The sequence below is a fragment of the Nocardiopsis sp. NPDC055824 genome (assembly GCF_053616335.1).
The window spans coordinates 1-22,431 of sequence record NZ_JBSHDN010000001.1; the positions used below are offsets into that span (position 1 = coordinate 1).

Sequence of the window (22,431 nt, forward strand, 5' to 3'; positions counted from 1 at the left end):
GTCGGGGCGCGGGCACACCGCCGTTCCGGCGCCCGGTTCCGTGCGGGGGTCGGGCGACCCGGATCCGCAGCGTGCCGTACACGGGCACGCCCCCGCCCGCACGCCCGGCCCTAGAATGGCGCCCATGCCCGTCGACCGCACCGACCCCCGCCCCCTGCACGCCCAGGTCGCCGGCGTGCTGCGCGCCGAGATCCGCGACCGCTCGATCGCCCCCGGCGACACCCTGCCCAGCGAGGCGGCCCTGCGCGAGCGGTTCGGGGTCTCCCGCAGCGTGGTCCGGCAGGCGCTGGCCACCCTGGAGGACGAGGGCTCGGTCAGGAGGACCCGCGGCCGCGCCCCGGTCGCCGCGGTCCCCACCGAGCACCACCGGCTCGTCCAGCGCGTCACCGGGCTCTTCGACCAGTTCTCCTCCGAGGGGCTGAGCCTGTCCACGGCGGTGCTGTCGCTGGAGCCCTCCCTCTCCGGGGGCCCCGCAGCGGTCGGGCACCTGGGCACCCGGGACCTGCTCCGCCTGGAGCGCGTGCGCTCGGTCGGCGGCGACCCGCTGTCCTACGTGCGCACCTGGCTCCCCGCCGAGCGCTTCCCCGGCCTGGAGGCCGCGATGCTGCGCGACGCCTCCCTGCACCGCCTCATGGAGGAGCGGTTCGGGGCCGTGCCCACGAGCGGGCGCCGGCAGATCCGGGCCGTGCCCGCCGACCCGCGCATCGCCCTGGAGCTCGGGGTGGCGGCCGAGGCCCCGCTCCTGCTGCTGGAGGGCGGGACGTTCGACCGGGACGGCACCCCGCTGGAGTGGTTCGAGAGCTGGCACCGGTCGGACCGGGTGGTGTTCGACATCGAGGCCGAGGGCGCCTCGGAACAGGTGCGCATCGCCCCCGACCCCTCCCTGCTGGACCGGCCAGCCCCGGAGCGGCCCGCCGCCGAACCCGTCCCCGGGCCGGCGGACGCGGCCCCCGCGCCCGGCCTGGACCGCGCCGTCGAACTGGCCGACGGACTCCGGGCCGAGCTGGCACGCCTGCGCGACGGCCTCACCGGCGGTGACGCAGAGCAAGGCCCGGGCGCCGCCCGCTAGACCGGAACGCACGGAGAACCCTGCTACGGGCGAATTCCTGTCCGATAGTGGCCACAAAGAGTTACCGAAGCACTCCGTGCGGTACTTTTTTCTTGCGTCGGCACGAGCGGGACGGCAGTGAGGAAAACGCCCCGCCCCGCGGAACGCGCCGCCGCCCCCGTCGTCCGTCCCCGACACGGAGCCCCCCGGCGCGCGGCCGGGAGGCCCGCCCGACCGCACCCTCCGCGCACCGTCCCCGCACGACGAAGGCCTCCGCCGACAACCGTGCCGGAGGCCGTGAGAGGGAACGACATGCCCCACCCCCTGAAGCGCGCCGCCGCGTCCCTGGTCTTCGCCGCCGGGCTCACCGCGGCGACGGCCGGTGTCGCCGACGCGGCCATCAGCTACGTCGGCGGCGGTACCTGGTACCACGGCCTCACCACCGGAAGGGTGTACTCGAACTACTTCCACGCGACGCTCTGCCACGGGTCGACGGCGGTCGGCACGTACACCGTCACGTCCGCCGCGATGCTGCCCGGCAAGACGTCCGAGGCCTCCGCCCCGCGCGCCGTCAACCACAACGAGACCTACTGGAGGCACTGCGGGTAGCGCCTCCCGCAGCCACGGGGCCGCCCCTCCGCCGGGGCGCACGGCTCCCCGACCACGCGCAGGGACACGATGCCCAACCGCACCATCGCCTTCGCCCACACCGCGCTCCTGGTCTCCGCCGCGCTCATCGCCGCACTGCTGCTGGCCACGTGGGAGGCGACGATCCCCACGGCGCAGCACTCGGCTTCGGTGTGGATCGTCGAGGACGACGGCGCCTCCGACGGCGGCGAGGTCGCGCGGACCGTCGAACGCGTCGCGGCGGAGCAGCGGATCTCCGTCGGCCTCGTCGTCCCGGACGTGCGCTCGCCCGAGTCGCTGTGGCACATGTACCTCGCGGTCGGGGACCCCGGCTCGGCCCAGGCCGACTGGCTCACCGACGGATACCCCTCCTTCGGCCGCACGATGGAACTGCGCGTGCACCCCGTGCGGGACATGGCCGACCGCAGCCCCCGCGGCAACTACCTCGTCTTCGGACCGCCGGAGAACGCGCGGGTGCTCGCCGACGCCCTCGCCGCGCACGGGCTGGGCGCGGACCCCGGCGCGGGCCAGGCCCGCCTGTGGCAGTCGTTCCTCGGCGGCCCCCTCTTCCACGTCCTGGCCACGGCGCTGCTGGTGGGCACCACCTCGATCGGCGCGGGCGTCCTGCTCGACTCCCGGGACCACGGCGTCCGGCGCCTCCACGGGCACTCCTACACCCGGATCCTCCTGGGCGACCTGGGGCGGGTCGCACGGCTGTGGGGCGTCGCCCTGCCCGCCGTGTGCGCCCTCACCCTGTTCCTCCTCGGCCTCTACAACGGGTGGAACCAGCTCGGCCTGTACTCCCTGACCGCCTTGGCCCTGCTCGGCGTCCTCGCCGCCGCGGCCCTGGTGACGCACGCGGCGGCGCTGGGCCTGGTGCACGCCACCGGGGTCCTGCCGGCGCTCCGGGGGCGCCTGCCCGTCCGGAGCACCCGGGCCGCCGTCTACCTGGTGCGCGTGCCCGTCCTGCTCCTCCTGCTCGGCGTCCTGGCGAGCACGCTCCACCTCGCGCAGGCCGCGCGGGAGCAGCGCGCCGCGCTGGAGGCGTTCGAGCGCACCGGGGAGACCTCGCACGCCACGCTCAACGGCAGCACGGCCTTCGACGACCCGGGGACCGCCGAGCGCCTCCTCGGCCCCTGGCTGCGCCGCGCCGACCTCGACGGGGAGCTCGTCGTCGCCGAGCGGCATCCCCCCGCGTCGCTCGTGCCGGTCGGCGCCCCCCGACCCGGCTTCGACGTGCTCGTGGTCAACGACACCTACCTCGCGCGGCAGGAGGTCCTGTCCCCCACCGGCGCACGCTACGGCGCCGCCCCCTCCGACGACCGGGTCCGGGTCCTGCTGCCGCCCGCGCACGCCGCCCACCGGGAGGCCGTCGAGGGCGAGCTGCCCGACTGGTACGCGCTCCAGGCCGGGAGCACGGGAACCGCGGCCGACATCGAGGTCCTGCCGCTGGCCGGCGGCCAGCGGGTGTTCACCTACGGGTCGAGGGACCCGGGCGGGACCGACGCCTCACCCTTCCTGCGGGACCCGGTGATCGTCGCCCTGCCCAACGGCTCCGCGCTCTCCGACCGGACCTACGTCACCTACCTGACGCACGAGGCCCTGCTCTTCCCCGACCCGGACGTGGTGCTGGAGGCCCGCGCCGACCCGCGGGTGGCCGAGTACGTCAACACGGTCCAGCCGATCCTCGACAAGGCCAGGAGCGCCCACGCCGCCCAGGTCGCCGCGGTGCGCGTCGAACTGCTGGCCCTGGCCGCCGGCACCGCCGTCCTGCTGACGACCGGCGTCGCCGCGTGCGTCATCCACGTGCGCACGCACGCCCAGACCGTCTTCGCCCGGCACATCAGCGGGTGGGGGTTCCTCTCCGCGCACCGCCGTTTCCTCGCCGTGGAGGCCGTGGTCGCGCTCGGCTTCACGGGCTGGGCCGCCTGGGACACCCTCGCCGCGCTGCGGGCCCTGGACGACCCCCTGCGGCCCCTGCCGCCGCAACCGGTGCCGACCAGCGGGTTGGAGCCCCTCTACGCCGCTGCCGTCACGGCGGCCGGGCTCGCCCTGACCCTCGGCGCCCTCGCCCTCTTCCACCGCCGCATCGTCCGCGAAGGCCCCTCGCGGGCCTGACACCACCGGGAAGCACCATGATCACCGCCGAGAACCTCGCCAAGTCCTTCGGGGACCGTGTCCTGTGGCAGGGCCTGGACCTGACCGTCGAGGCCGGGCAGACGGTCGCCCTCGTCGGGGCCAGCGGCTCGGGCAAGACCACCCTGCTCAACTGCCTGGGCCTGCTCGACAGGCCCAGCGGCGGCCGGATCCTCTACGAGGGCGCCGACCTGACCCGCCTGGGGTCGGGAGGGCGGCGGCGCTTCCGGCGCGACAGGCTCGGCTACCTCTTCCAGGACTACGCGCTCATCGAGAACGCCACGGTCCGGACCAACCTGGACGTGGCACGGCGGCGCGGCGCCCGGCCCGGCCACGCCGCGGCGCTGGAGCGGGTCGGCCTGGCCGGGCGGGAGGGCGAGGTGGTGCACCGCCTGTCCGGCGGCGAGCGGCAGCGCGTCGCCCTGGCCCGCCTGCTCGTCAAGCGGCCGTCCCTGGTGCTGGCCGACGAGCCGACGGGGGCTCTGGACGCGGACAACGCGGCGATGGTGGTGGAGGTCCTGCGGCAACTGGGCCGCGAGGGGTGCGCGGTGGTGGTCGCCACCCACAACGACGGGGTGCGGGCGGCGTGCGACAGGGCCTTCGACGTGGGGACGGGGCGGGAGGCGGCGCCGTCCGGCCCCGCCTCTCCCCCGTGATCTTGTACTTATAGACGGTGTGGGCGCCCACACCGTCTATAAGTACAAGATCATCCAGGTCAGGGCCCCTCACGTCCCACCAGATACCGTTCCGGTCAGCCCACTATCGGAACCGGAGGGCGCCGCTCAGCCCTGGGCGACCGCCTGCGGAGCGGAGGGCGCGGAGGCCGCCCGGTCCGGCAGCGCGAGCGCGTAGGTCAGCAGGTCGACCCCGGGCACCGGGGTCCAGTCGCGTTCGGGCGTGCGGACGAACCCGTGGGCCCGGTAGAGGGACTGCGCCGCGAGCATCGGGGGCTGCGTGGACAGGACCACCCGGGACGCCCCCCGCTCCGAGGCCAGGGCGACCACCGCGCGCACCAGGGCGCGGCCCACACCGCGGCCCTGGGCGTCGGGCACCACCGCGAACGCCCGTACCTCCGCCTCCTCGGGCCCGCGAGCGATCTCGCTGGACTCCGACCACGGGACGAGCAGGACGGTGCCCACGACCCGATCCCCCTCGACGGCCACGAGCACCTCGCCCCGGCCGTCGGACCCCAGCGCCCGGAGCGAGTCCGTGTAGGGGTCCCCCTCCTCCAGCAGCCCCAGGTCCCGGTAGGCCGCGACCCGCAGTTCCCCGACCGCCGCCATCTCCTCCGGCAGCGCCTCACGCACGTTCATGGGAGCAGTCAAGCAGAGGCCGGGGACACTCCTCCGCCCGGCCCGGGTCCGGGCCGCCCGCCCGGAACCCCGCCCGGGTGTGTAGGGTGTCGCCGATCCACGACCACCGAAGGGGACGGTGACGATGAGCCTGGTCGCCATCAGTGACCTGCACGTCCGGCACGCCGACAACCGCGCCTTCACCGAGGCCCTGCGGCCAGCGTCCGACGACGACTGGCTCCTGGTCGCCGGCGACGTCGCCGAGACCTCGGACGACATCCTGTGGGCCATAGAACTGCTGAGCGAGCGCTTCTCCACGGTGGTGTGGACCCCCGGCAACCACGAGCTGTGGACCTCCCCGCGCGACCCGGTCCAGCTGCGCGGCGAGGCCCGCTACCGGCACCTCGTCGAGGCGCTGCGCGGTCTGGGCGTGCACACCCCTGAGGACCCCTACCCGGTGTGGCCCGGCCCCGACGGGCCGGTCGTCGTCGCCCCGCTGTTCGTCCTGTACGACTACACCTTCCGCCCCGAGGGCGCCCGCACCAAGGAGGAGGCGCTCGCCGTCGCCCACGCCTCCGGGGTCGTGTGCACCGACGAGTACCTGCTGCACCCCGACCCCTACCCGAGCCGCGACGAGTGGTGCCGCGCCCGCCTGGACTACACGCGCAAGCGCCTCGACGCCCTCGACACCGAGACCCCCACCGTCCTGGTCAACCACTTCCCCCTGGTCCGCGAACCCACCCGCGTCCTGCACTACCCCGAGTTCGCCCAGTGGTGCGGCACCGAGGCCACCGCCGACTGGCACACGCGCTATCGCGCCCGCGCCGTCGTCTACGGCCATCTGCACATTCCGCGCACCATCGTCGTGGACGGCGTGCCCCACATCGAGGTCTCCCTCGGCTACCCGCGCGAGTGGGGGCCGCGCCCGAATCCTCCGGAGGGGCCCCGGCCGGTCCTGCCCTGAGGCGGGGGGCGGGGGCGGGGCGGGCTCCTTGACATGAACAAAAGTTGAGCTTCTAGGTTCGCCCCATGGACACCACGAGCACGGCCCTCCCCGACCGCGACACCGACGAGCGGCGCATCCGCGACCTCGTCGCCCGGGCTGACCTGGCCCAGAACGACCCCGTCGCACTCCCGGCGCTGCACACCTCCGACGTCGTGATCGTCAACTTCGGCGGGCGCCGGCTCTTCGGCCTGGAGGCCTTCACCTCCGCCATGGCCGAAGCCCTCGCCACACCCCTCAAGGACGTCCGGACGACCCTGCGGGTCGACGACATCCGCTTCGTCGCGCGCGACGTCGCCCACGTCAGCCTGACCAAGACCGTCTTCGACGGGCGCCCCGAGGCGGAGTCCTCCGCTCCCCGGGAAGGCGTCATGTCCTACCTCCTGGTCCGCGAGGGCGACGACTGGCGCATCTCCCTCGCTCAGACCACCCCGGTGGTCTGATCCACCGCTCCACACCCGAGTCAGCAACTCGGTTTCCCCACCCACCACAACACCGCAGGAGGACCATGGACACCCCGGAGGAGAGATACAAGAACCTCTGCTACCTCTTCAACTACTACCTGCACCAGGACTGGACAGTCGAGGGTGAAACCCTCTCCGAGGTCTTCGAACGCAACGACGCCCTCCACGAAATCTCCAGAGGCCTTCGCCAGGAGGCGATCATCCTTCTGGAGAAAAGACATGACAACCAGTATCTGGACGACATGTTCTTCGGTCGCTGGGGTGCCGGCTACGAGCCGGAGGCGGAAGGCCTCGAGACCTGGCACGAGGTCCTCAGGGAGGTCATCCGATTCTCAGAACGCCACACCGAGCCAGGGCAACGCCATGGTTCTGCGTGATCGCGGACCGCATCCGAATGACCGCATCCGGCTATCCACAAGGTTTTCTCCGAACATCCGATGACATGCCCGCGAGCACCACCGGCAGCGTGGGTGAGGACGCCGTGCGCCATGTCAGCGGCAACCTGGAGATGACCGAGGACGCCCAGGCCAACGCCTGTGTGACTCCGGGACCCCATACCCCAGAAAGCACCGATAAGCATACCTTGCTTCATGCAATGAAAACTGGACACATCCAGCGAGGAGAACTGGGATTCGAATTCCTGCAAATCAAACCCGAGGAGATATTCCATATTAATATGAACATGCCCTTCACCTCCAAAAAGGAGCGCTCAAAAATTTCCCGATCAGAATCACTGTACTGTAAAATTTTTGTCGCCAAGACAGACAAGGGCTCTGTGCAAAATGTCGTATCCTCCGTTTTCAGCGCGAGCTTCGACAGAAATATTATAAATATCCCGGATCCTCTTGTCGAGGTACTTCGGAATGAAGATTCCACTGGAGACGGAAGCTTCAGCGAAGATTTTCTCTACTGGCCGGTCCTCGTCGAGATCGAACTGGAAGACCACTCCTTGCTTCCGTTGTTGACTGATCAGGTGTCCCGCCTCCTCAGCTCTCTCTGGAAAGCATCTCTGCCCGCTGTCGCAGCATGCGATTTCGAAGACCAGCTTCCCTGGAACGGAGGCATCAGGCGCGACTTCTCTGACATGCGGGAGGATTAGAAAAAACAGTGCAAGATTGGCCGAAAACCCCATCGGTTGAGAGTGCCCCGATCCAAAAATCGTCACCGTTGGACTCAGTCACGTTCGCGATATGAACCCTCATCTCTTCACAATCCTCATCTCCTGACCAGCCTCCTCCCCACCTCCCCCAACCATCGTTCAGCGCCTCCGAGCCACTAGGAAACCATGGCATCCCTGGAAGGAAATTTCAAAAACCTGCACCACCTGTTCGGCGCATATCTCCATCAGGACTGGAGCACCGAGGGCGAGACACTGTCAGATGCATTCGAGAAGAGCAAAGCCCTCCAGAACCTCTCAGAAGGAATGAGAAGAGAAGCAGAATCCCTCTTGGCAGAAGAGTACGACAACAAGTTCTTGGGCGATATATTTTTCGGACAGTGGGGAGCAGGCTACGAACCCGAGACGGACGGGCTCGACGACTGGCACCACGTCCTGAGGGAGATCGTCCGCTACTGCGACCGCTACACCGAAGTCGAATAACGCCTGCTCGCAGCATTCCGAGCCGATGCGCTCCGTCCCGAACGGTTGCCGGACCCGAAGCACACAGGTCGCCCCCACCGCTCGGGCCTGCCGCGCGGTTCGACAGGCAATGCCGTGGGATCGGTCATGCTCTCTTTGCCAGACCTCGAAGGCACCCCCTCGTGATCCGCACCCTGGTCGCCCTTCTGGAGCACCCACCTGGCATCCCGGGGCTGACACGCGCCCTGGCCGCGGCCGACAGGGACAACCGAGGCCACTGCCCCGGCCCCGAACAACAGACGCTCCGTTCACACACACGACAAAGAGCCAGCAGGCAACACTGAAACTCCCACCTTCCACTTTCCATGACATAGCAAGACTTGTCTCGAGTCGGGCGTACTGTCCACGCCGAACCGGAAGGAAAGCGTGGCTGGCCGAAACGCGATGATCACCCGAGGAGAGAAAGAGGCCGTGTTATTTTCTAGGGGCGCACCATTCCCCCGTCCGGTGCGCGGAAGGGTTCGAAATGGCACGCCCCTGGGAAGCGGACCCCGGCGCCGACATGGTCCGCCGGCTGGGCAGGTCGCCGGAGGAGCTGGACACCACCAACCACGTCAAGGGGTGCCCAGACATCTGGGAACTCGACAACGGCGACATCGCGGTGATCGGCCGGGACCTGACACCGCTCTACGCCCACCGGCTCCCCGAAGGGGCGTTGATCTCCTCCGGCGAACGGCTCGTCGTCATCCCTCGCGCCACGCTGATCTCGGCGAAGGCCGACATACCCGATGCTTGACACCATCGCCGACCGGCCCGGAGACCGCCTCACCCTGGACGAGTACTCCGAGGACTTCGACGTCCGCTTCGGATCGCTCAGAGACACCGATGTCTGGAAGCTCGAGCGACAGCAGGAGTTCGACCAGCCGGAGGAGAGGAGCTGGGTGGCGTTCGCCGACGGGAGAAGGGCCGAAGCCCTCCGCATGTTGGAGGCGGAGGGCCCGCTTCTGCGCTCGGAGTTCGACCGTCTCGCCGGTCTGGGGTGCCGGATCCGCAGGGTGCGGGTCGTGGAGAAACCGCTCCCCCTCTACCTGCTCTGGGAACTGCACTCCCTCCGTATACGGGCCCAGTGCGGCGAGGACATTCGCGTCGTCTCCGCCGAACCGCTCACAGCCCTGGAGCGGGAAAGGCCGGTTCCGGAGATCGTGACCCTCGGCGACGCCGTGACCTACAGGATCCGCTACGACTCCCGGGGGATCCTCGACGGAGCCGTCAGGTACACCGACGCAGACGTCACCGCGCAGTGCCGTTCCGAGATCGCGGCCCTGCACGAGAACGCCGAGGTCCTGGAGGACTTCTTCGTCCGCGAGGTGGGTGGGACGGAAGCCGGCCGTGCCTGACGACAGACGCCACTGCCCCGGTGACGGGCCACACGAGAGTTCCACCGACGGCGTCCGGTCGCGGATCTCCGACGTCTCCGGCCGCGCGGTCCAGGCACGGGACGTCGGGGGCGGGATCCACTTCCACGACCACGAGCCCGGACCCGCGCGTGCTCCGGTGCCCAGGCAGCTCCCCGCGGATGTGCGCGGGTTCGTCAACCGCGCGGGGGAACTGGAAGTGCTCAGCGCCCACCTGCACAGCACCGGCGGGGAAGCGGCCGGACGCGCGGAGTCCGTGCTCCACGTCATCGCCGGTACGGCCGGGGTGGGCAAGACGGCCCTTGCACTGCACTGGGCGCACCGGGTACGACAGCACTTCCCCGACGGCCAGCTCTATGTCGACCTGCGTGGCTACGGGCCAGGGTCTCCGCTGTCCCCGGAGCAGGTGCTGGACAGGTTCCTACGGGCGTTCGGTGTGTCGGCGGACTCCATACCCGCCGACCTCGACAGCCGGTCCGCCCTCCACCGCTCCCTCCTCGCGGACAAACGCGTCCTCGTCCTCCTCGACAACGCCTCGTCCACCGCGCAGGTTCGCCCGCTGCTTCCCGGCTCCCCCGGCTGCGTGGTCCTGGTCACCAGCAGGGACCGGCTCTCCGGCCTGGTCGCCAGGAACGGGGCTCGGCGCGTCACCGTTCACACCTTGGATCCCGCCGAGGCCGTGGCGCTCCTGGAACACGTGACCGGCCACCACCGGCAGAAGGACGACCCGCAGGAGGTGGCCGAGCTGGCACGGCTGTGCGGACAGCTCCCCCTCGCCCTGCGCATCGCCGCCGAGCGCGCGGCCAGCCGCCCGTACATGCCGTTGGACGACCTCATCCAGGACCTGCGCGACGAGTCCGCACTCTGGGACGCCCTGGCCACGGACGACGAGGAGGAGGCCGACGCCGTCCGGTCCGTCTTCGCCTGGTCCTACCGGGCGCTGCCCGAGGGCGCCGCACGGCTGTTCCGGCTGCTCGGCCTGCACCCCGGCCCGGACTTCGACGCGGGTGCGGCTGCGGTCCTGGCCGAACTGCCGGTGCGCCGGGCACAGCGCACCCTGGACGCCCTCGTCGGTGCGCACCTCCTGGAGCAGACCGACACCGACCGCTACCGCTTCCACGACCTGCTGCGCTCCTACGCCACCGACCAGGTGCGCCACGAGGAGGACCAGGACGTCCGGCAGCGGGCCATGCAACGCCTCCTGGCCTGGTATCTGCGCGGCGCGGACACCGCGGCCAGGGCGCTGGACTCCCATGTGAGGCACATCGGACTGGCGGAGGAGGACGATGGCGTCCGCAGGTTCGCCGACGGTTCGGAGGCGGCGCGGTGGTTCGAGCTGGAGGGGAGGAACCTGACCGCCGCGGTGGAGGCGGCCGTCTCCGCGGGGATGGACGGCGTCGCATGGCGGCTCACTTCGACCCTGAGGCACTTCTACACCTTCCACTCCTTCGACTCCGTATGGCTGACGACCGCCCGCCTCGGCCTGGAAGCGGCACGAAGGGAGGGCGATGCGTCGGCGGAGGCGGACCTGGAGGAGAGCCTGGGCATGGCTTGCGTGCAGGCCAACCGGCCCGCGGAGGGGCTGGCCCACCACCGGCGTGCACTCGAGCTGCGGAAGGAGGAGGACGACGAGTTCGGGGTGGCCATGTCGCTGAACGCCATTGGCCTGGCCCGTCTTCGCGAGCATGGGCTCGGTGAAGCCCGCGAGCACTTCGAGCGCTCCCTCGGACTGGTGGTGGGTGCCGGTGAGCGCCTGTGGGAGGGGATCGTCCTCGGCAACCTGGCACAGTGCGTCCTCGAACTGGGTGACCCCGAGGAGGCCGTGGTGCTGGGCGAACGGGCCATCGGTATCCATAGGGAGACCGGTGACCGCATGAGCGAGTTCGCCTGCCTGGCCTCTCTGAGCGCGGCCTGGCGGGAACTGGGCAGGAACGACCGCGGCCTGTCCTGTGTGCGGCGGGCGCTGGAGGTCGCCCGTGAACTCGGGGACGCCGTCCTCGAGGGGTTCGCGTACCTGGAGCTCGGCAGGATCCAGGCGCGTCTCGGACACACGGAGGACGCGCTGCTCTCCTTCCACGAGGCGGCGGGGCTGCACCGCCGGACGGCCGACCACGTGCGCGAGGCGGAGTCCTTCGAGGGCGCCGGAGAGGTCTATCGAAGCCTTGGGCGCCCCGGTGAGGCCGTGAGGTTCTACCGGCAGGCGGTCAACGGGTACCGCAGGTACCGGGATCGCTGGAGGCTCGCGATCTGCCTGGACAGGCTTGCCTCGGCAGTGGCCGCCGACGGGGCTCCGGACGCGGCCCGCGGGTACTGGCGCGAGGCACTGGCGGTTCTGGAGGACTTTCCCGATCCCAGGGCCCTACGTCTGCGGGAGGAGATCACCGACCGGTCCGGTGGTACCGGCACGTCCTGACCGTGTCGGCGCCGTCCTTCCGGTCTCCGGAGGGACAGCGCACGCTCTAGTTGCGCTGGCGCTTCCGTGGACTCCGGAGAGGTGCTCGGCCGTACCGGATCCCGTCAGCCGTGATGCCGTTCCGATTCGGGCCCGCGAAGTGCCCGGGTTCCCGCTGTCAGCCCGTACTTCACGCGGCGGACGGAATAGGGTGCGGTCCCACCGGGAGGGCTGTTGCGACGGATCACCACCGTCCACCCGGGTAGGGGCCGGATACGACGCCCCTCCCCGGACCGGTCCGTCGGCTCCCTGCCCCGTGGTCCCGGACCGCCGGAAGAAAGGACAGGTACCTCCATGCCCACCGCTCCACCCCGCCCCGCTCCGGGCCTCGTGCCGGCGGCCCTGTGCGGGACCCTTCTCGTGGCAGGGCTGTGCGCCTGCGCTCCCCAGGCCACGGCCGAACAGCCCGTCGACCGCGTCCTCCTCTCGCCCACAGCCGATCCCGGCACCTCCCAGACGGTGACCTGGCACGCGTCCGGAGCGGAGGAGTCCTTCCTGGAGATCGGGACCGACGACGGTTCGGAGGAGACCGTGCGGGTCGACGGCAGCCCGACCGGAGGCGACGAACCGGGCTCCACCTTCGCGGCCACGGCCACCGGCCTCGAACCGGACACCGCCTACCGCTACCGGATCGGCGCGATCGGCGCCGGTGAGGGCTCGGAGGAGGAGACCGGGGACTGGCGCACCTTCACCACCGCGGCGAAGGGGGCGGAGCCCTTCAGCTTCCTGTACTTCGGCGACATCCAGAACGACATCACCGAGGACGCGGCCCCCGTCGTCCGGGCCGGGCTGGAGTCGGCGCCCGACGCCGAGCTGGCCGTGCACTCCGGGGACCTCATCGACGACGCCGACAGCTCCTCCCAGTGGAACGAGTGGTTCGACGCCTTCGGCCAGGCGGCCGGGAGCATGAACCACGTGGCCGCCCCGGGCAACCACGAGTACGACGACGGCCTGAGCCGGCACTGGGGCCCGCAGTTCCCCGGCGCCGGCAACGGCCCCGACCGGGGCACGGACCTGGCGGGAACCGCCTATCACACCGACTACCAGGGGGTGCGGTTCGTGGTGCTCAACTCCAACTACCGGGAGGACGCCCCGGAGGACCCCGAGCAGTGGCTGGAGACACAGCGGGCCTGGCTGGACCGGGTGCTGACCGACAACCCCCACCCGTGGACCGTGGTCACCTTCCACCACCCGGTCTTCTCCAGCGACCCCGAGCGCGACAACGGGCCGCTGCGCGAGGCGTGGCTGCCGGTCCTGGAGGAGCACGACGTGGACCTGGTCCTGCAGGGCCACGACCACTCCTACACCCGGGGCGTCCTGGCCGAGGGCGAGGACGGCGGCTCCGGCGCGCACACCGGCCCGGTCTACGTGGTCTCGGTGGCCGGCCCCAAGACCTACGACGCCGGCGAGGACAACTGGACCGACAACGGCGCCCGGGTGCAGGTGCAGCGCGAGGACACCCAGACCTTCCAGCACGTCGCGGTGGACGGCGACACCCTGGAGTACCGGGCCCGCACCGCCGACGGCGCGACCGTGGACGCCTTCACCATCGTCAAGAACGGGGACGGCAAGCGCGTCACCGACGGTTCCTGAGCGGCTGGTGTCCTGGTGCGCTGCCCATCACCTCAGGGGTCCGATGGGCGACGTCCCTGTCACACCCGGCGCTCGGCGTTCAGGCGACGGCCACGGCGACCGCGAGCTGGGCGACCGCCGCGACACCGGACACGATGGTGGCGGCGGTGACGAGTGCGGGGAGCGACCTCTTCCAGCTGGCGAAGATCTTGGCACGGAGCTCTCCCCACCCACCGCTGCGCAGCATGAGCTTGGCCGTCTGCCACCGGTGCTGCTCTATATGACACCCCGGCAGCAGCCCCGGGGAGTTGTTGCGGCACCGCGTCTTCTCCCCCCCTGTTCCAGGCACCGCACGGCAGCGGCATCTGGAAGAAGACGTAGAGGACCGAGACCGCGGAGGCGATCGCGATCCACATCGGTCCCACTTCCGGCAGGAACCAACCGAAAAGTGCGAAAACTATAACCGCCACACCCCAGTAGCGAAGAGAACCACGAGATTTCGTCTTGGAAGCCATAACAGCAATCCTTGGCCAGCTGAACTGCACAGGACAAGGGACAGAAGACCTCCGAAGATGGCCGACACCGGCCTGGAGTTCGACACATGAATTCAATCGAAAAAGGGAAACATCTCAAGTGCCGAATACGAAATATATGAATTAAATTGAAAACCATGGATTTTTACTCTTCGCCAGGAGTTTCCTGAACCGATGACGGTTCCGCCCCTGGGACCACGGGAGGCGGTCACGGAACCAGGTCCTGTTCCGCACCGACCACCACGCACACACCTCCGGAGCAACAGCAGCCACAGCACTCTCACTTCGGTGGCCTCAACCGGTCACGCGGGGTTCCGGGGAACACCCGGCGGGCAGAGCACGGGCGAACGCCCACGCGGAACCACGAGGTGAAACGGTGCCCACCACCCCCGGGCCTCTCCCAGCCGTCGGCCACGCACCACCCGACCCCCTCGCCGCCGTGCGCGGCCGCGTCCTGCTCCATGTCAAGGACGTCCGAAACGCGCCCCTGGGCCATGTCCCGGCCGTCGCCGGAGGCGTGGTGTTCTCCGGCGGGAAAGCCCGCGAGAGGGCGAAGGAGTTCATCGCCGGGACAGCCCATGCCTGTCCGGTCGTTCTGGACCCGTCGGCCTACGAAAGCTCCTACGCGACCGCCGAGGAACCGTTCACCACAGAACCGCAGCACTATGTCGACACGCGCCGCACCGGCCTCGGAGCGACCCTGGAACAGTGGACCGCGGCCCCCGCCGACCTGGTTCTGTCGCCCACCAGGTACCTGCGGTGCGACGATGCGGGCGAGCGGGCACTGGCCGCGGCCGTCCGGCAGATGAACGGGACGGACGCGCCGACCGTGGTCTTCGCGGCGCCCGTCGACGCGGCATGGCTCACCGAACGCCGCACGCACCTGATCGCCGCCCTCCGAAGCGTCCGTGCGCCCAAGGCACTGATCCTCGGGGCCCGGAACAACCCCTTGGAATCGAGGCGGAGGGCGAGTGCGCTCAGGGAGGTCCTCCGCTCCTGCCCGGACACCGCCCTGCTCCGGACCGACCTGGCGGCACTGGAGGCGATGGCGTGCGGGGCGCCGTTCGCCTCCGTCGGCGACACCTCGTCGGTCCGCCACGCGGTGCCCCCGGGAACCCAGGGCGGCAGGCCCGGGACGGATTCGAGCCCTCACGTCATCCTGCCCGCCCTGATGGGCTACTTCCACGGCTCCACACTCGCCGAACGCCTGCGGAACCCCCGGCGGTGCCTGTGCACGCCCTGCGTCGAATGGGGAGAGGCGCGAAGCAACGGCGAGGCGGGCAGGCCGCTCAGCGACTTCCAGGACTCGGCCGACAGGAAGGCGGCACACGCCCACAACATGGCGGTCTGGTCGCGGTGGTGGCGGGAGCTCGCGTCCGAGACCTCACTCGAAGACCTCAGGTCGCGGTGGCAGGGGATGTGCCGGAGGGCTCTGAACGAGTACGAGTGGCACAACAGGGAGATCTCACCCCGTGAGGACACGTTCGGTGCCTCCGCCGCCCTGCGCTACTGGGCCGACTCCGAAGGCTGGGAGCCCCGTTCCTCCGCGTCCCGGTGAACGCGCTCGGCGAGGCGCCAGTGCAGTGCCGCAGCCGGCTCGGGGACCCCCTGACGGGGACGGACCAGCACCCGCAGCCCGCTGCCGTGGTGCACGGCCAACCCCACCCCGTAGTAGTCCGCCTCCCAGCACGCCCGGTCGCGGTCCTCGCCGAGCGAGGCACACACGGCCATCCGGGGCGCGACCGTGCCGAGCGCACAGGCCCGGTCGAGGGCGTCGAGCCACTTCTCCCCCTGGGTGACGAGCAGGTCGAGCCGCACCGGCGTGTCCGCCAGGCGCAGGATCCGCCCGTTCCTCCGTATCCGGGTCCAGGCGGGCAGCGCCGGGAGAATGGCCTGTTCGCGTTCGCTGAGGGAGTCCACCGGCACCCACGAACCCAGGGGAAGCGCCTGGAGCACCTGGTAGACACCCAACCGTGAACCGAGGGCCCTGCCTCCGGAGCGGAGTCGGGCCTGTTCCGCCACAGGGCGGTGGACGGCCGTGAGCGGTACTCCGCGCACACTCAGGTCGACGGTTCGCGCGTCCTCGAACCCGACGAGCGCGCGCAGGTGCCGGGGGTCGGGTTCCATCCCACCGATGGTGGCAGAGAACCCGGTTCCCCGCCCACGGTTCTCCACAGGCCCGGCGGCCGGTCCCGCGCACGGTCGGGGACCGGGGTACTGGCCGAGGGCTCCTGACTCCGCCCCGACCGGGATGCCGGCTCCCGACCCCTCACCGGCTCGCGGTCCGTGCGACCTGCTCCACCCGGTTCCGGACGGAAAGACCCGGTCGGCAAGGGGGGCGCCCGTCAGCGCCCCGCGTCAGGAGGGTTCCGCACCACCACGGTGCCCGTCCAGCTGTCGTGCAGGGCCTGTCCGCGGGGATTCCCCTGCGCGGCGAGCGACTCGAAGAAGACCACGAGCTGCCCCAGGAACGGGATCGTCTGCGGCAGACCGAACACCGCGGCCCTGCCCGCCGCCTGTCCCCGGCTCAGCCTTCCGCCGTCGGCCGCGTCCACCACCCTGAATCGCAGGAGCATCTTGCCGGTGACCGGAGATTCCCTGAGCACGGTCTGAAGATCCACAGCCTAGGTAGCTGTCGCCGAGGGACGACCCTTGGGGACCCGCAGCGTGGGGTGTATGCGTCCGATCTGCCTCGGCTGAGTCCACCGAGGTCGGCGTTCACACGCTCGAACGCATGGAGAAGACCACGGGTCTCCTCTTCGGCTTTCCGCGCGACGACGTAGTCGAACCCGGTGCGAAGATACAGAACACCGATTCAGGATCTCGATTTTCAGGGGTCAAGAGTTTCGTGTGCATGGCGGCACGGCCGTCTTGAACTCTCGACAGCTCAGACCGCAGATGAGGTGTTCGACCATCTGGCTGCTTGTGGACATCAGCCCGTGCAGCTTCCAGTCGGACCGAAGGCAGATCCGGCAAGGGCCGCCCCCTCACCCGAAAGAAGCCCCCTACTCCTCGACGGGAGTGACCGGTTTTCCCATAGCCTCCGTGACCAGTTCGAGCAGAAGCGCGGAACGGGCCCCGTAGAAGGAGTCGAAGTCGTCCGCGCGCAGGTGCTCCGGAGAGATCAGATGGCGGTCGAGGTAGGAGTCGATCTGTTCGGAGGCCGCTTTGGTGACCGACTCCAGTTGGGACAGGTAGCGGCTCGGCGCATGGCCTCCGATCGACCTGTTGGTCCTGGAGGACAGTGGTGTCTTGTTGACGATGCTGTCGTACCGGTCACGCGGAAGCCCTTGCTCCTCGCACCACTTCTGCGGGAAGACGTGGTGGATGTCAACGGCGTGATCGAAGTAGGTGTCCTCCTTGATGTTGGCGCCGGTCCGCCAGTCGCTGACGTCACGCTTGAGAAGGAGTGCGTAGATGCCCTTGTACGCGGCGCTGTTGCGGGTGCGCAGCGTGTCCAATCGGCTGGCGGAGAACTGTGCCTCCTCCACCGTACGCGGCACGGAGTCATCACCGCGGACCCAGGAGACCACGTCGGGAAGGTCGCGGGCGAATCTGGATTCCGTACTCCCGCCGTACATCTCGCCGAGGATGCCACACCAGAACCAGCGGGAGACCGCGTCCTGCGCGACGGGGGCGTCGGCGTCCTCCCCCAGAGTCGCGAAGATCGCGGCGAGGGGAATGATCTGGGTTCCGTAGGGGAGGAAACGCGTGTCGTACACGCACTGGCTGTACAGGAACCGCGCGGTGCGCAGGAGCGCGTCAACAGCTCTGTCCGCCCACCCCCGGTAGTCGTCGAGAGAGAGCCGGAGCATGTCCGCACGGCGGCACCCGACCCGAGGGGCCCGATCAGGGTCGCCTCCCCCTTCCAGCCAACGCCGACGCCTGTCCTGTGTGGCGAGCAGGGTGACGATCTGGAGGAAGTCGGTGTCCCTGACCTGGCCCAGCACACGGAACCGGCTGTCACTGAGCCAGGTCTCCCTCCGGCGTTTCCAGTCGGGGCGCAGTTCGAACTCGTCAGCTGCGAAGGTGGCCGTCAGCAATTCGAACACGGTCAGCGGCTCGCCCCCGGTGTTGACCTTCTCGAAGACCTGGCAGACCGCCTCGCGCGGGGTCTCCCTGCCGAGTTCGATGATGGGGAGCTGGTACTTCTCGAAGCGCTCCAGCACCTCCTTGTCGAAGCGCTTCCAGAGTTCCCGGAGGGGTTTGGCATAGTCGTGGTGCTCCCGGAACCCGTCCGCCCAATCTCCGGCGTCCATGACGTGGCCGAGCGGGAAGAGCTTGGCCTCGTACTCCTTCTCGGGCGTCGAGCAGTCCAGCAGAACCTCGCCGCGGAAGTTGCGCACGATGCGGTCCTCGGGCAGGAATCTGACAGCCTGTTCCCTGTCGACCTCCGGCTCCACCGCCGCCTCGATGTCGAGATAGAACCATCCGACGGCCCTGTTGCCGCGTTCGTCCCTCGTTCGGACCGGGGCGTCGAGCGCGATGGCCTGGTACAAGGAAGTCATGCGCTGCTGTCCGTCGAGGATCAGCAGCTCGGCCTCCTTGAGCCCGCCGGACGGGACCCCTTCGACCGGCCGGTGCCGGAACCGCGAGGCTCCGCCGGTACCGAGGAACATGAGGGTACCCACCGGGTACCCCTGAGAGATCGATGCCAGGAGACCTGAGATGCCCTCCTGGGACCACACCCACCCCCGTTGGAAGTCAGGGAGCTGGACACGGCCGTCCGCTACTTTCCGCAGGAGCTCGTTCAGGAACTCCTTGGTGCTGTCGAAGGTGTCTACCGCCATGGAGCCAACCTGTCGTCGTGTCGGGGGAAGGTCAGAGGGTGAGGAACCGGGTCGGCTCCTTGAGCAGGGCCTGGGCCCCGTCCACGTCGGCCAGTCGCGCGGACAGGGTGCGCTCGGCCAGATGCTTCGGCAGGGCCGCGTTGAACTTGAGTCCGTCCAGTGCGCGGACGCCCGCCTCGGGAAGGGTGATGCGCTCCTGGGCCGCTTGCTTCGCCGCCGCCCAGGTCCGCGGGTCCAGGTCGGCGTTGAGCCGCAAGCAGGCGTCGTTGAGGTGCTGTTTGGGGTCGGCCGCGGCCCCCAGGGTAGCGGCGAGAGTGAGGTTGGCTCGGGCTCCCGCCCAGGTCCACCAGCGCAGATCCCCGTTGGTGGCGCGCACGATCACCGATCCACCGGGATGGACCAGGTCGAGATGGTCCTCCCTGACCTCGGCCAGGGCGTTGACCGCTCTCCGGGTGAGCCGGACCCTGGGGTCGGCCCCCAACAGCACCTCACGGACGGCCCGCATGAGGTGGAAGTAGGAGCCCAGGTGACCGCCGGAGTCCCACTTGGCCTTGCCGCCACCTCCCTCGACCGGTTCCACGAAGCACCGCTGCCGGCGCCAGTCCACCCACGTGACCGCCCAGGTACGACCGGCCAGCAGGAGGCGGCGCGGGCCGGTCCGGTCCTCGTCGGAGGCCAGCAGCGCGGGGTCGACACGTCCGATCTCGGTACGCCCGTTCAGCGCGGTGAACTGCGGGGGAGCCGTGAACACACTGGTCAGCTCCATGAAGTGCCGGTGGCCGAAGCGCTTCTCCGCTTCAGGGCCGATCATCATCAGGCCGCCGTCCAGGTCGATGAACCCCTCGCGGATCAGGTGGGCGGCGATGGGCGCGCCCTGGTGGAAGGGCTCGAGGTCGCCCCACCACTCCGGCCAGAGCCTTTCGCCCACCTCGGGTTCCTGTAGGCACAGGGCCAGCAGCTGCTGGGCCACGATGTGCCGGGGCTCGGGGGTTGGCACCACGGGTTCCACCCAGTGGTGCCCCCACAGGTGCAGCAGCCCGGCGGCGTCGAGCAGCCCCGGTTTGTCCACGGCCAGGAACAGACAGTTGCGCTGGGTGCCCTGGCGGCGCCCGGTACGGCCGACGCGCTGCAGGAAGGAGGCGACGGTGCCGGGGGCGTTGATCTGGAGCACCCGGTCCAGGTCACCGACGTCGATGCCCAGCTCCAGGGTGCTCGTGGCGACGATGACGCAGTCGCGGGCCTCCCCGAAGGCCGCTTCGGCGCGCCTGCGCTCGTCCAGGGACAGTGAGGCATGGGAGAGGAAGGTGGTCACCCCCAGTTCACGCAGGGCGTGGCCGAGTTCCTCCACGTACTTGCGGGAGTCGCAGAAGACCAGGCGCTTCTCTCCCCGGTGCAGTGATGCGATGACCTTGGCCGCGTTGGTCAGCGAGCCCACGTAGTCGAGTTCGACGTCGCCCGGCGGCGGCTCCTCCGGGGCCCGTTCGCCGGGCTCGGGCAGGCGCACGCCGGGGGCGATCACCCGGCCGGGCCGTTTTCCCGCCGATCCTCCCTGGAGCCAGGAGAGCAGGTCGTCCGGGTTGCCGACGGTGGCGGAGAGCCCCACCCTCTGAACGGGGCGGCCGGCCACCCGGCTCAGCCGTTCGAGGACGGCGAGAAGGTGCCAGCCCCGGTCGTCCCCCGCGAAGGCGTGCACCTCGTCCACCACGATGCCGTGCAGGTTCTTGAAGAATGCCCGATGGTCGACCTTGGTGCTGACCAGCATCGACTCGAGGGACTCGGGGGTGGTGAGCAGGATGTCGGGTCGGCGCCGCAGGATGCGCTGGCGTCCGGCGTGGGAGACGTCCCCGTGCCAGAGTTCGGCGGTGCGGCCCAGCCACCCGGCGTAGGCCTGCACGCGCGGCAGCAGGTTGTTGAGCAGCGCCTTGATGGGGCACACGTACAGCAGCGACAGCCCCTCCCCCGTGCGCCCGGCCATGGTGGTGAGGAGCGGGAACAGGGCCGCCTCGGTCTTCCCCCCGGCCGTGGGGGCGAGCAGGATCGCGTCGTCCCCGTCGATGAGTGGAGCCAGTGCCTCCCGCTGCAAGGGGCGCAGCCCCGGCCAGCCCAGGGTGTTGACGACGTGGTGGGCGAGGGTGGGGTGGAGCAGGTCCAGGCTGCCCGCCCCCGCTCCGCCCGGAGCCTGCGGGGTGGCGCTCACAGCTCCAGTTCCACCTCGTCTGCACTGGCGGCCCGCTGTGCGTGCGCACCGCGTTCGACCTCGGTCAGCTCCTTGCCCTTGACCACGAGGTCGTAGTGGCGGCGGGGGTCGAAGTCGGCGTTCTGGTCGACCCGGTCCAGGACGTCCACGAGCTTGCGCAGGTACAGGCGGGGCGCGATGCCGACCTTCCCGCCCAGTTCGCCCGCGACGGCCTCGGCGAAACCGAGCAGGTAGGAGTCGTCGACCCGGCTGCGCACGCGCTGCGCGTCGTCGGCGCCCTCGGCGTACAGCTCGCGCACCGCCACACCCAGGTCGTGGAGTTTGTCCAGGTCGAACCCGGTGAGGCGGACCTGGGCCGCGCGCAGGTTGTCGTGGCGCGGGTCGGGGAGGAAGTCCGTGGCCAGGCGCTGGGCGAGCGGCGCCAGTCGCTGGACACCCTGGGGACCGTCGAAGAAGGCAGGGGTGCCGGTGATCACCAGGTACAGCCCGGGGAACTGGTTGTTGGCGATCTCGTCCAGGAGTTGGCGCAGAGCGTTGAGGCCCTTCTCCCGGGTGTCGGTGCGGGCGCGCTGGAGGGTCTCCAACTCGTCCAGGACCACGAGCATCCCGGGGTGGCCGCAGTCGCGCAGCAGCACGAGCAGGCCCTTGAGCGCGGCCAGGGCGCCGAAGTGGTCCAGGTCGCCCTTGATGCCCGCGTACCGCTTGGCGGCCGAGGCGACGTTGGGCTGCCCGCCCAGCCACGCGATGAGGGCCTCGGCGATGGCGTGCTCGCCCTCGGCCTGGGCCCGGTGGTAGCCGCGCAGTGCGGCGGCAAACCCGGGGTTGGCGGTGGCGACCTCGGACAGGCGACGTTCCAGAAGCGCCAGGACGGCGGTGTTGAGTGCATCCTCGTCGTCTCCGTCCACCTCGCCGTCGGCCTGGACGTCCTCCTCCAGGGCGTAGACCCAGTTGTCCACGATCTCGCGCAGAGCGCTGGGCGGTTGGGTGGCGGTGGTCAGGCGTTCGGTGAGGCGCCGGTAGACGGTCTCCAGCCGGTGCAGCGGTGTCTCGGTCTCGGAGATCTGGATCTCGGTGACGGCGAAGTTGGCGCGTTTGGCCCGCTCGCCCAGCCAGCGGACGAAGAAGGTCTTGCCGGATCCGTACTCGCCGCGCACCGCCTTGAAACCGGCGCCCCCAGCCGTGACGGCCCCCAGTTCCTTGTCGAGGACGGATTCGAAGCGCTGCAACCCCACGGCGAACAGGTCGAGTCCGCTGTGGGGGACGGTGCCGCGCCGCAGGGCTCCGACGACCTCTTCACGGCGTACCGGGCTGACGGTGTTCATG

Annotated in this window: 21 protein-coding genes; 14 read left to right on the forward strand and 7 right to left on the reverse strand. The window is 70.2% G+C overall.

Features of this window, described 5'->3' with window-relative positions; translation table 11 throughout:
• The first annotated feature begins 115 nt into the window (after positions 1-115).
• The 4 genes from ACWGL3_RS00005 to ACWGL3_RS00020 all read left to right on the forward strand — a co-directional run bounded on the left by ACWGL3_RS00005 (position 116) and on the right by ACWGL3_RS00020 (position 4,467).
• Positions 116-1,069 carry a GntR family transcriptional regulator gene (locus tag ACWGL3_RS00005; protein WP_267949376.1) on the forward strand — a complete coding sequence of 318 codons (954 nt, stop codon included), beginning with the start codon at positions 116-118 and terminating at the stop codon, positions 1,067-1,069.
• 291 nt (positions 1,070-1,360) lie between these two features.
• Positions 1,361-1,657: a lactococcin 972 family bacteriocin gene (locus ACWGL3_RS00010; protein WP_267949375.1), complete on the forward strand. Its 297-nt coding sequence runs from the start codon at positions 1,361-1,363 to the stop codon at positions 1,655-1,657.
• A gap of 69 nt (positions 1,658-1,726) precedes the next feature.
• Positions 1,727-3,793, forward strand: coding sequence for a hypothetical protein (locus ACWGL3_RS00015; protein ID WP_267949374.1), 2,067 nt, complete (start codon positions 1,727-1,729; stop codon positions 3,791-3,793).
• Positions 3,794-3,810: 17 nt separating this feature from the next.
• On the forward strand, positions 3,811-4,467 hold the full coding sequence (locus tag ACWGL3_RS00020) for an ABC transporter ATP-binding protein (RefSeq protein ID WP_267949373.1): 657 nt from the start codon (positions 3,811-3,813) through the stop codon (positions 4,465-4,467).
• A gap of 126 nt (positions 4,468-4,593) precedes the next feature.
• Here ACWGL3_RS00020 and ACWGL3_RS00025 read toward each other — a convergent pair whose 3' ends face one another.
• Positions 4,594-5,124 (reverse strand): GNAT family N-acetyltransferase, encoded by a 531-nt coding sequence (locus tag ACWGL3_RS00025; RefSeq protein ID WP_267949372.1) that lies wholly within the window; start codon positions 5,122-5,124, stop codon positions 4,594-4,596.
• A gap of 124 nt (positions 5,125-5,248) precedes the next feature.
• On the opposite strand from ACWGL3_RS00025, the gene ACWGL3_RS00030 reads away from it, so the two are divergent.
• From ACWGL3_RS00030 to ACWGL3_RS00070, 9 genes are all read left to right on the forward strand, one after another.
• Positions 5,249-6,067: a metallophosphoesterase family protein gene (locus ACWGL3_RS00030; protein WP_452460515.1), complete on the forward strand. Its 819-nt coding sequence runs from the start codon at positions 5,249-5,251 to the stop codon at positions 6,065-6,067.
• A 65-nt stretch (positions 6,068-6,132) separates the two neighbouring features.
• Positions 6,133-6,549, forward strand: a complete 417-nt coding sequence (locus ACWGL3_RS00035) for an SgcJ/EcaC family oxidoreductase (protein WP_452460516.1) — start codon at positions 6,133-6,135, stop codon at positions 6,547-6,549.
• Between the two features lie 65 nt (positions 6,550-6,614).
• A complete protein-coding gene (locus ACWGL3_RS00040) occupies positions 6,615-6,947 on the forward strand; it encodes a contact-dependent growth inhibition system immunity protein (RefSeq protein WP_352985530.1) in 333 nt (110 codons plus the stop codon).
• Complete coding sequence (locus tag ACWGL3_RS00045; RefSeq protein ID WP_452460517.1) at positions 6,944-7,669, forward strand: hypothetical protein; 726 nt, start codon at positions 6,944-6,946, stop codon at positions 7,667-7,669. The genes ACWGL3_RS00040 and ACWGL3_RS00045 overlap by 4 nt, the downstream gene beginning before the upstream one ends.
• A 186-nt stretch (positions 7,670-7,855) precedes the next feature.
• Positions 7,856-8,170: a contact-dependent growth inhibition system immunity protein gene (locus ACWGL3_RS00050; RefSeq protein WP_452460518.1), complete on the forward strand. Its 315-nt coding sequence runs from the start codon at positions 7,856-7,858 to the stop codon at positions 8,168-8,170.
• A gap of 505 nt (positions 8,171-8,675) precedes the next feature.
• Positions 8,676-8,945, forward strand: a complete 270-nt coding sequence (locus ACWGL3_RS00055) for a hypothetical protein (protein WP_452460519.1) — start codon at positions 8,676-8,678, stop codon at positions 8,943-8,945.
• Positions 8,938-9,546 (forward strand): DUF6879 family protein, encoded by a 609-nt coding sequence (locus ACWGL3_RS00060; protein WP_452460520.1) that lies wholly within the window; start codon positions 8,938-8,940, stop codon positions 9,544-9,546. The genes ACWGL3_RS00055 and ACWGL3_RS00060 overlap by 8 nt, the downstream gene beginning before the upstream one ends.
• A gap of 64 nt (positions 9,547-9,610) precedes the next feature.
• Entirely contained in the window at positions 9,611-11,977 is a 2,367-nt protein-coding gene (locus ACWGL3_RS00065) for an ATP-binding protein (RefSeq protein ID WP_452460610.1), read from the forward strand.
• Between the two features lie 333 nt (positions 11,978-12,310).
• The gene (locus ACWGL3_RS00070) at positions 12,311-13,609 is read left to right on the forward strand and encodes a metallophosphoesterase (RefSeq protein WP_452460521.1); all 1,299 of its coding nucleotides are present in this window, start codon (positions 12,311-12,313) and stop codon (positions 13,607-13,609) included.
• A gap of 79 nt (positions 13,610-13,688) precedes the next feature.
• Here ACWGL3_RS00070 and ACWGL3_RS00075 read toward each other — a convergent pair whose 3' ends face one another.
• A complete protein-coding gene (locus ACWGL3_RS00075) occupies positions 13,689-13,937 on the reverse strand; it encodes a hypothetical protein (RefSeq protein ID WP_452460522.1) in 249 nt (82 codons plus the stop codon).
• A 560-nt stretch (positions 13,938-14,497) separates the two neighbouring features.
• Here ACWGL3_RS00075 and ACWGL3_RS00080 point away from each other — a divergent pair.
• Entirely contained in the window at positions 14,498-15,679 is a 1,182-nt protein-coding gene (locus tag ACWGL3_RS00080; protein WP_452460523.1) for a hypothetical protein, read from the forward strand.
• Here the strand turns inward: ACWGL3_RS00080 and ACWGL3_RS00085 are convergent.
• The 5 genes from ACWGL3_RS00085 to brxD all read right to left on the reverse strand — a co-directional run bounded on the left by ACWGL3_RS00085 (position 15,628) and on the right by brxD (position 22,430).
• Positions 15,628-16,248, reverse strand: coding sequence for a hypothetical protein (locus tag ACWGL3_RS00085; RefSeq protein WP_452460524.1), 621 nt, complete (start codon positions 16,246-16,248; stop codon positions 15,628-15,630). The genes ACWGL3_RS00080 and ACWGL3_RS00085 overlap by 52 nt on opposite strands.
• A 218-nt stretch (positions 16,249-16,466) precedes the next feature.
• Positions 16,467-16,727: an RDD family protein gene (locus ACWGL3_RS00090; protein WP_452460525.1), complete on the reverse strand. Its 261-nt coding sequence runs from the start codon at positions 16,725-16,727 to the stop codon at positions 16,467-16,469.
• 399 nt (positions 16,728-17,126) lie between these two features.
• Positions 17,127-18,911, reverse strand: a complete 1,785-nt coding sequence (locus ACWGL3_RS00095; protein ID WP_452460526.1) for a GmrSD restriction endonuclease domain-containing protein — start codon at positions 18,909-18,911, stop codon at positions 17,127-17,129.
• A gap of 31 nt (positions 18,912-18,942) precedes the next feature.
• Positions 18,943-21,108 carry a DEAD/DEAH box helicase gene (locus ACWGL3_RS00100; RefSeq protein ID WP_452460527.1) on the reverse strand — a complete coding sequence of 722 codons (2,166 nt, stop codon included), beginning with the start codon at positions 21,106-21,108 and terminating at the stop codon, positions 18,943-18,945.
• Positions 21,105-22,430, reverse strand: coding sequence for a BREX system ATP-binding protein BrxD (brxD, locus tag ACWGL3_RS00105; protein WP_452460528.1), 1,326 nt, complete (start codon positions 22,428-22,430; stop codon positions 21,105-21,107). The genes ACWGL3_RS00100 and brxD overlap by 4 nt, the downstream gene beginning before the upstream one ends.
• Position 22,431 lies beyond the last annotated feature (1 nt).